Origin of the sequence: Vibrio fujianensis, from assembly GCF_002749895.1 — a bacterium.
Classification (GTDB): Bacteria; Pseudomonadota; Gammaproteobacteria; order Enterobacterales; family Vibrionaceae; genus Vibrio; species Vibrio fujianensis.
The window spans coordinates 32,444-42,450 of the sequence record NZ_NBUS01000041.1 but is presented as its reverse complement, the minus strand read 5'-3'; the positions used below and the strand labels follow the sequence as shown (position 1 = coordinate 42,450).

6 protein-coding genes are annotated in these 10,007 nt (G+C 45.7%); 3 read left to right on the top strand and 3 right to left on the bottom strand.

Features of this window, described 5'->3' with window-relative positions; genetic code table 11:
- The first annotated feature begins 52 nt into the window (after positions 1–52).
- The gene (locus tag B7C60_RS07505; RefSeq protein WP_099611124.1) at positions 53–877 is read left to right on the top strand and encodes a sulfurtransferase; all 825 of its coding nucleotides are present in this window, start codon (positions 53–55) and stop codon (positions 875–877) included.
- Between the two features lie 87 nt (positions 878–964).
- Here B7C60_RS07505 and B7C60_RS07500 read toward each other — a convergent pair whose 3' ends face one another.
- From B7C60_RS07500 to B7C60_RS07490, 3 genes are all read right to left on the bottom strand, one after another.
- On the bottom strand, positions 965–3,622 hold the full coding sequence (locus B7C60_RS07500; protein WP_170887440.1) for an alpha-amylase family glycosyl hydrolase: 2,658 nt from the start codon (positions 3,620–3,622) through the stop codon (positions 965–967).
- 130 nt (positions 3,623–3,752) lie between these two features.
- Positions 3,753–5,189 (bottom strand): helix-turn-helix transcriptional regulator, encoded by a 1,437-nt coding sequence (locus B7C60_RS07495; RefSeq protein WP_099611122.1) that lies wholly within the window; start codon positions 5,187–5,189, stop codon positions 3,753–3,755.
- 36 nt (positions 5,190–5,225) lie between these two features.
- Positions 5,226–6,215 (bottom strand): sugar-binding transcriptional regulator, encoded by a 990-nt coding sequence (locus B7C60_RS07490; protein ID WP_099611121.1) that lies wholly within the window; start codon positions 6,213–6,215, stop codon positions 5,226–5,228.
- 446 nt (positions 6,216–6,661) lie between these two features.
- On the opposite strand from B7C60_RS07490, the gene tal reads away from it, so the two are divergent.
- Together tal and tkt are read left to right on the top strand one after the other, a co-directional pair.
- Entirely contained in the window at positions 6,662–7,612 is a 951-nt protein-coding gene (gene tal, locus B7C60_RS07485; protein ID WP_099611120.1) for a transaldolase, read from the top strand.
- A 390-nt stretch (positions 7,613–8,002) separates the two neighbouring features.
- The gene (gene tkt / locus B7C60_RS07480; protein ID WP_099611119.1) at positions 8,003–10,000 is read left to right on the top strand and encodes a transketolase; all 1,998 of its coding nucleotides are present in this window, start codon (positions 8,003–8,005) and stop codon (positions 9,998–10,000) included.
- Positions 10,001–10,007 lie beyond the last annotated feature (7 nt).

Below are 10,007 nucleotides of genomic sequence, written 5' to 3'. Positions count from 1 at the left end.
CACCAGCGATAAGGACGCCCTGCCATATTTTGTTACTTAAGGAATCGTAACCATGTCCCCACTCGTAACTCCAGCTTGGCTATCTCAGCACTTAGCCTCTCCAGAAATCATCCTCCTCGATTGCAGTATTGAATTTCAAATGGCTAATGAAACGGAGAAGGATTGGCTCAATAAAATTCCTGGCGCACAACGCTTTGATTACGATAAAGAATTTTGTGATCCATACAGTACCCTGCCGCATATGATGCCAGATGAAATTCGGTTTAATTGTCTTGCACAAGCACTAGGGATCAATCAAGACTCTATCATTGTGGTGTACGACAATAGTGGAACTTTTGCTTCACCTCGTGCTTGGTGGATGTTTCAAGCCTTCGGCCATAAGCAAGTTTATATTTTGGATGGCGGGCTACATGAATGGAAATTGGCAGGGTATGACGTGTCACAGGAATACACCCAGACGCCACGTCGAGGTAACTTCGTGGGTAAGCTTTCACCTGACTATTTTGTTGATGCGGGCTATGTTTTCAATAAAATTGCCGACCCCACCAGCTTAACGATCGATGCTCGCTCTGCTGAACGATTTTTAGCGCAAGTCCCCGAACCAAGGGCCGGTGTGCGCAGTGGTCACATCCCAAACTCGTGTAATATGCCGTTTGCACAGGTAATGGATGGGCATAAAATGAAATCGTCACAAGCTTTAGCTCCTATCCTTGCCCAAGCTTTCGCACCCGCTAATGAGTATCTATTTAGTTGTGGATCTGGAGTGACCGCTTGCATTGTTTTGCTGGCCGCTTATCTCTGCGGCTATCCCAATCTCGCCATTTATGATGGTTCATGGACTGAATGGGGCCAACGACACGAATTACCGATTGCATAAATCCTATTTTTACCCAAACAACTTTGAGTTACAGGTAGGCAGCAAAGACGAGGCCTAAAGCCTCGTCTCATTCGAACGCCTAACCGTTTATTCTTTTAAGGTTATGATAGGCAACTCATCCCAAATTTTACTTTCATCCGATGCGCCACCAGAGAAGTTCCATGGCCCTTTGTCTTGATTTAACGGACGATAATTGGCCGATAAACCATCCAAATCCCAGGTAGTAACATAAAAGCGGACATCATCGAGTGACTCAGGTCGACCCAGCGCATCGCTGGCAAAATCGATCGAGATCGTGTTATTGGCTTTATCCACCGTGACCTTAGGTGCTGGTGTCACAGCCTCTCCCCATGTGGTGGCATTTGCTCCTTTGGTGTTGTAAATCGAGCTTTGCCAGCCAAAAATAACCGCATTGCGACTCCAGGTTCCGCTTGGCATCGATGCGTTGATCTTTGGCAGTTCCGTTAGGTTGGTTGCCGCTTCTTCTGGTAAATCAATGAAGATGGTGAAACCCACGTGGTCAAAGCCGTTTGGCGGTAACCAAGTATCGGTGATCTTGTCCATGGTGAAGGTCAAACGTACGTTACTGCCAACGGTAAACACCTCTGCTTGGTTGATTGCGAGTTGGCTGTTGTCTTTGTCGAACGTTGGATCGGTTGGCAACGAGTAGTTACCGTTAAGGCCGCCTGTACCGTCTTGCGCATCGTCCGCATCATCAATAGTCTCATCCGGCATGTTTGACCAACTTAGGTTCGAGATAAAATTCACATCCTCGATACCTGCTTTTTTCTCGGTGGAATAAATTGCGAAGCGGTGCTGTTGCTCACCAATCGCAAAGTGACGCGTCGACAGCGTGACGCTAAACTGACCGTCAGCGCTTACAGTAATGGTTTGCGCGGTTTCCAAGTTACCGTCGACGACAAGGTTTAATTTCTCGTTCGCGTTAGCACTACCCGCGATAACAATATCACCAGTGATGGTTTGTCCTTCCCAATTCTCCGCCAGTTGGATGTTGAGATCCGGTCTGTCTACTGATTGGGTATCGGCACTTTTAAAGTAAATGGCGGCAGATTTCGCGGGCAATTCCAGCGTCACATGACCATTGTCATCGATAACTAACTGTTCTGGCGCACCTGCCCAGTTCGACATAATTTGTTGTTGGAATACGGTACCGCCCGCTTGCTCTACGTCGAGTTGGTTCATCAACATCGGTGAGTTGGAGGTGTTCATCACCACTAAGACTTCGTCGTTATCCAATGTTCGAGTAAAGGCGAATACGCCCGCGCCCGCTTTATCGCTGCCAATCACTTTTATTTCGCCACGTGTCATGACTTTGTTTTCGGTGCGCAACTTAGCCAGTTCTTGGATGAACAAGTACATCTCGCTATTTTGATCGAATGAATCGACAGATTGACCATCTTCACGGTAACCGCCAGCAAACATAGCATCACGTGCCACTGACATCGCCTGTTCTGTACCTTGGTAAATCACAGGAATACCGGGTACGCTCATCATGGTGATCAGTGCTTGTTTCATGTCATTCACGCTACCTTGCGACAGAAAACGCGGCATATCGTGATTATCAATGAAGTTCGGCATGATGTATGGATTCGGGAACATCTCCATCATTTTTTCTAGCCGGAAACGCAAATAATCAGTTGGTTGTCCTGAAGCAAATACGCGCGTCATGGTCGCTTGCAGTGGGAAGTTCAATACCGAGGTTAGCTGTTTCGGCGAGCCATTTTCACCGATGTAAGTCAGCATCTTTTCTTCACCTTGCGTCTGGTAAGGTGTGGATGTTTCGAATACTTCACCAAAAGTGAGGAAGTTGTCACGCCCGGTATCAACCGCTTGCGTCATCACGCCATCGTCGGCGTGCAAGAAATCATGCCAAAAATCGTGTTCGACAAACTTTACCGTGTCGATACGAAAAGCGTCAACACCCACTTCGCGAATCCATTTTCGGTAGCTCTCTTTTAGATAAGCGCGTACTTCTGGATCGGACGTGTTGAGATCATCCAAATCAGAAAGCTGCCAGGTTTTTTCTTGTATCGGATCATTGTGATCGGTGATGCTTGGTGTCCAGTGGTAACTGCCTGTGCCGTCTGTTTTACATTCGTTCATGTTGAGTGGGTAAGGCAGCTCTTGCCCTGCTGGCAACGCATTTTCAATCAAACGGAAGCCCTGACAAGGGAGGCTTGGATCATAATTATAAGGATTATCGTAGGTGAAGAAGTTGCCTACATGGTTAGTCACGATATCCTGAATTAAGAACATATTGCGAGCATGCACTTCGCGCGCTAACGCTTGATAACTTTCTAGATCCCCAAAATGCTCATCCACTTTTTGGAAGTCACGCGCCCAATAGCCGTGGTAACCGCCGTAGTTTTGCTCTGCATCCCACCATTGGTTTGCAACCGGAGGCGTAATCCAGATCGATGTCGCGCCCAACTGCTCAATATAGCCCAGTTTATCGCTCACCCCAACAAGATCGCCGCCACTGAATTTTTTCTCAGAGGTGGGGTCATATTCGTTCTGTCCTTGGTCATTAATCGCATGATCACCATCATTAAAGCGGTCAATCATTAAAAAATAAATGATCTGATCTCGCCAGTCAGGAGATGCCACGTGACTACCGGCTTCTACTGATGTCGTTTCATCACTTCCACAGCCAGAAAGAGCAAGAGCAATCGATAAAGAAAGTATTTTTATTTTATTCATAGGTTTAGGTATTATTTCAAACACAGTTATTGTCTCCGTTATGCAGCAATAACAGAACAATAAAGTAAAGGTTTGAAATCGATAGTGTCATTTCACGCCAAAAAAGACGTGAAATGATGTCACGTGATACAGTATTTGATCTCGCCGACAAATTTTATGTTAATGGCTGCACAATCGTGTATTGGACAGGATAATGTTCTTTCGCTTGTTCATTTCCCGATGAGTCATAAAGTCGAAATCGACACTGCTTCACCTTTTGATTGATAGGTAATTGAAGTGTCCAACAGCCGTATTCAGATGATGCTAGCGTACGGCTCATGATATGGGATGCGGGATCGTCATCAATAAAACACTCAATGTTCGCCACATGATTAAGCCTGCAGGCTAACTCAATAAATAACGTGTACTGTTCACCAAATTGAATGAGTTGGCATGTCCGGACAATGTACTCCGTCTCTCCAAGCAAAAGTCCTTTTGCGACGACATAATCTCGCTGGTGGTTGTTGTCGATATAGCGTTCACCATCCACTTCATAACAAAGCCTAAAGGTAAGCGGGTGAGCCACCGGTAGCTCTGTCGTGACCCAAAGCTCAGTCCCTTGATTTAAAAAACTCTCGAAAAACGCAGGGTAATGACGCCAAACGCCATCACGATCTCGACATTCGACCGACACCACTTTTTCAAACGCAATGTTATCGACTTCTAACCAAATTTTACCAACCGGTTGATTGATATCATGCTCAGACCATAAATTCGCTTTGGCGTAATATAAACGGATCGGTTGTTGGCGCAGTGGCGTGCGGTTTTCTAAGCACTGCTGGCGATACTGCATAGGAGAAAAAGGATACCAACGGCGAAACGTTCGATGAAAATTAGAAGGCTCTTCATAACCAAGCTGATAAGCAATTTGTTGGATCGTCAGTTGGGTATCTGCCAATAACGCCAGGGCGTGCTTCTTCTTAGCAAAGTCAACGCATTGCGAATAGCTCATGTGCTTTTCTTTCAGTCGGCGTTGCAAAGTACGCTTTGATACGCCCAATTCTTGCGCCGCTTGTGCTAATTTGAGCGCATAATTGCTATTTTGTGTAAAAATGGCATTTAAAACGCTAAGTAATTCAGGTTGTTCAATCGATTGATGAGAAAGCAATACATAGCACTGTTTCACCAATTCAAACACACTTGAACTGTCGTTTGAAACCGTACGCGGCGATATGCGAACCGCTATGCCAAATGGCGACTGGGTATGAACCGACAATTGCACCCAACGAGTCAAATTAAGCAGCTCTAATTGCATCATTAACAAATCAAACACCGCTTCCGACCAATTAGGCAATGTCGCGACTCTACATTTTAACGTCATGCGCATATGGTTATGATTCTGCTCAACGCTGATGTACAAGCGACGATCGAATAAAGACACCGTTTTACTCCACCATCGCAAGCCTTCTTCTAGGCTAGGTGCGGCTTCTAAAAGCATGCACTGCAGAGTAATCAGCTTTTCAATATGCCAATATTCACCGGCGATCCGTAGGTGATTGTGGCCCAACTTTTTACACCAAAAGGAGGTAATGTGGGTGTGTTCAGCGAACATATTTATCCTCTTACCGGCGCTAACACAGCTAAACGATTACTGCACATGACGCATCTGCTCATCTAAGTTGAGAACTGTTAACGCATTACTCACACTGGTTGCAATCACATCAATCGCTCCGGTACGAAGTGCGCCCAATAGCGCAAGGGGCTTACTATTTTCAGCCGCAATGGCTATCACTTCCGAGATAGGTCGAAACTCATCAATGCCTAATCCGATCACTCGATCACTCATCACAGTATTCGCGATTTGGCCGTGGATATCGAAAAAATCATAACCGGCAAAATCGCCCACCACCCCTTGCTGAAGACGTGATTGCACAACTTCATCAGGAGTAAACCAGCCCAAATCGACCATGTAACTGTTCTCACTCATATCGCCAATTCCTACCAAGGCAATATCGGCTTTACGTGCTAAGTCTAATGTTTGTTTCACCGTCGCGTTTTGCATAAAAGCCAGTTTTTGCTCACGATTTTCGGCATAAGCAGGGGCATATAAGGTTTCCGATGTACCGCCATATTTTTTCGCCATTTGTCGACAGATATGATCCGCATTAAACATCCCACCTCGAGGATGAATACCGCCAATACTACAAACGAATTTACAATCTCTTGGCGTGATCACACCAATATGATGAGCAACCGCAGACACGTTTCGCCCTTGCCCAATGCTAACCACCAGACCATTTTTTAAATTACTGGATAGGTAATTGGAAACCAAACCAGCCACTTGTAACCTTTGCTGCTCTTCATTCGGTTGATCCAAAGCAACCAATGCGCGTTTTATACCAAAGCGTTCAATTAATCGTTGCTCTATTTTGGCACTAAACACGGGGTGGTATTTCACCGTAATTTCGACAATCCCTTCATCTCTTGCCTGTTTGAGCAAACGCCCAACCTTCGCTCGGGAGAGGGAAAACTTTTTTGAGATCTCCTCTTGAGTCGCACCATCTTGATAATACGCGACTGAAATTTCAGTCAGTAGATCGGTATTTTCCATTGAAAAATCTTTAGTTGAATGACTCATACCCTGCTCTCATGCGCAATTTTACCCTTAACTTATCATATAAACTTGAACATATGCTCATGGTGCTAGCATATGTAAAGCGGGCAAGATAATCAACATTTGCTCAGCAGCATGACATTTTCTCAACCAGATTTTTTACGCCTATCCAGAGCAATTCATCCACAGACCACCTAGGCAAACGTTTATTTTCTTATACTGATTTATCATACGCAAAATTAGTGCGTTGAGGGCGTCATTCCACCGTCATGATGATTGACTTTCTGTATAGATAAGATAAATATGGGGTCATCATTTACTCATCGATAGAGCAAATGTTCAATGCATTTGTTTGGTCGCTGAAAATTAACGTTCGCATTAGCAATATCGAGCAAGTTAGCTAGCCAGAACTTTGCTAATTCGCTGCCAGCCTTCCAGCTGGTTTTGCCACAAGAAATAGGATGACCGAAATGAGCAACAAATTAGAGCAACTTCGTAAACTTACCACTGTTGTCGCCGATACCGGTGAAATTGATGCGATAAAAAAATATCAACCTGAAGATGCAACAACTAACCCATCTCTGATTCTTAAAGCAGCACAAATTGCTGAATACGCCCCCTTGATTGATGCCGCTATCGCATACGCCAAAACACAAAGTTCCGATAAAGCGCAACAAGTGCAAGACACTTGCGATATGCTTGCGGTTAATATCGGTAAAGAAATTCTCAAAACGATTCCGGGCCGAATTTCAACCGAAGTTGATGCTCGACTCTCTTATAATACCGAAGGCAGTGTGGCAAAAGCGCGTCAACTGATCAAAATGTATAATGATGCTGGGATCAGCAACGACCGTATCCTGATCAAACTCGCCTCAACTTGGGAAGGCATCCGCGCAGCTGAAATTCTAGAAAAAGAAGGCATTAACTGTAACCTCACGCTCCTTTTCTCTTTCGCACAAGCTCGTGCCTGTGCAGAAGCCGGTGTGTTCCTTATTTCGCCTTTCGTTGGCCGGATTATGGACTGGTATAAAGCCAAAGAAGGACGTGATTTTGCTCCGCAAGAAGATCCGGGCGTGGTGTCTGTCACCACCATCTATAACTACTACAAAGAGCATGGTTATAATACTGTCGTTATGGGGGCGAGCTTCCGTAACATCGGGGAAATTCTAGAGCTTGCAGGCTGTGATCGTTTGACGATTGCCCCTGCTCTACTGGCAGAATTAGAAGCGGCAGAAGGAGAAGTAATCGAGAAACTCATCGATTCGAAAGGCACCAAAACACGGCCAACCCCAATGACGCACGCAGAATTCCTTTGGGAACATAACCAAGATCCAATGGCAGTTGAAAAGTTAGCCGAGGGTATCCGTAACTTCGCTATTGACCAAGGCAAATTAGAAACCATGATTGCGGCAAAATTGTAACTCAAAGGTATCAAGCAGCTAGCTAAGCAGGATCGCAACACGGTTTTTCTTGGCTAAGTCTAGCTTGTTAAGCGCTTTTCTCTGATGGTGCTTTATGCACCATCGATATACCCAGACCATTTGCTGGCAAGCCAATGTGCTGCTCATTACCCTGGTAATGAACGAAAGTTACTTATATACCCAAACAACTTGGAGTTGCAGGTAGGCGGCAAGTGAATAAATCCCCATGAGCATAGACAAGCGATGTGATTGGGGTGAACGAACATAGCTAACCCCCCTGCAGCTTCAAGTAGGAAGGGAATAACCATTTCGTTGAGCGGTCGGGGGTCACTTTATTTAAATAATTCTGTTTTCAAATAACTCTGTTTTCAAATAACTCAGGAAAATATTATGGATCGTAAACAACTGGCCAATGCAATTCGTGCGTTAAGCATGGATGGGGTACAGCAAGCCAATTCGGGTCACCCCGGTGCCCCGATGGGAATGGCAGATATTGCCGAAGTACTTTGGCGAAACCATTTGAACCACAACCCACAAAATCCCAAGTGGGCCGATCGAGATCGCTTCGTCCTCTCTAATGGCCACGGCTCGATGCTGCTTTACTCACTGCTTCATTTAAGTGGTTATGAACTTTCGATTGATGATCTAAAAAACTTCCGCCAGTTGCACTCTAAAACACCAGGTCATCCTGAATACGGTTACGCACCGGGTATTGAGACAACCACAGGCCCGTTAGGCCAAGGAATTACCAATGCTGTCGGTATGGCTATCGCGGAAAAAGCTCTTGCTGCTCAATTTAATAAACCCGAGCATGACATTGTGGATCATTTCACTTATGTCTTTATGGGTGATGGTTGTTTGATGGAAGGTATTTCTCATGAGGCCTGTTCACTCGCTGGTACATTAGGGCTGGGTAAACTGATTGCCTTCTGGGATGACAACGGTATCTCTATTGATGGCCATGTAGAAGGCTGGTTCTCTGACGACACACCTAAACGTTTTGAAGCTTACGGTTGGCATGTCATTCCCGCGGTGGATGGCCATGATGCGAAGGCGATTAACGCAGCGATTGAAGCGGCAAAAGCAGAAACAGCTCGCCCCACACTCATTTGTACCAAAACCATTATTGGTTTTGGTTCTCCCAATAAATCTGGTTCACATGACTGTCATGGCGCTCCTCTTGGCCATGATGAAATTAAAGCAACAAAAGAATTTTTAGGTTGGAAATACGGTGCGTTCGAAATTCCGCAAGAGATCTACTCAGAATGGTCAGCGAAGGAAGCTGGCGCAACTAAGGAAACAGCGTGGAATCAGAAATTTGCAGCTTATGAAGCAGCGTATCCCGAGTTGGCGGCTGAATTTAAACGCCGCGTAAACGGTGAATTACCCGCGCAATGGGAAGAGAAAGCGAGTCAAATCATTGCCGATCTACAAGCGAACCCTGCCAATATCGCGTCACGTAAAGCCTCACAAAATGCCTTAGAAGCCTTTGGTCAGTTACTCCCCGAGTTTATGGGCGGTTCAGCGGACTTGGCCCCGTCTAACCTGACAATGTGGTCTGGTTCTAAGTCATTAACCACTGACGATTTCGCAGGTAACTATATTCATTATGGGGTGCGTGAGTTTGGAATGACGGCGATCATGAACGGCATCGCCTTACACGGTGGCTTTGTACCTTACGGTGCAACCTTCTTAATGTTTATGGAATATGCTCGTAATGCAATGCGCATGGCTGCGCTGATGAAAATTCAAAATATCCAAGTCTACACCCATGATTCCATTGGCTTAGGCGAAGATGGCCCCACTCACCAACCGGTTGAGCAGATCGCCTCACTGCGGTTAACACCGAACATGAGCACATGGCGTCCTTGTGACCAAGTGGAGTCGGCAATGGCTTGGAAATTGGCCATTGAACGTAAAGAAGCGCCATCGGCCTTGATCTTCTCTCGTCAGAACTTGGCTCAGCAGCCTCGTACGGCCGAGCAAGTGGCAGATATTGCCAAAGGTGGTTATGTTTTAAAAGATTGTGCAGGCCAACCTGAGCTTATCTTGATTGCAACAGGTTCTGAAGTTAGCCTTGCGGTAGAAGCGGCAGAAAAACTGGCAGCGGAAGGTAAACAAGTGCGAGTCGTTTCCATGCCATCAACCGATACATTTGATAAACAAGATGCTGCTTACCGTGAAGCGGTACTGCCTGCTGAGGTAACCAAACGTATTGCGATTGAAGCGGGTATTGCAGACTTCTGGTACAAATACGTCGGTTTTGGCGGTAAGATCATCGGTATGACAAGCTTTGGTGAGTCAGCACCAGCGGATGAGCTGTTTAAATTATTTGGCTTTAGCACCGATCACGTCGTTAAAACTGCGCAAGAGTTATTAGCATCATAAGATAGCT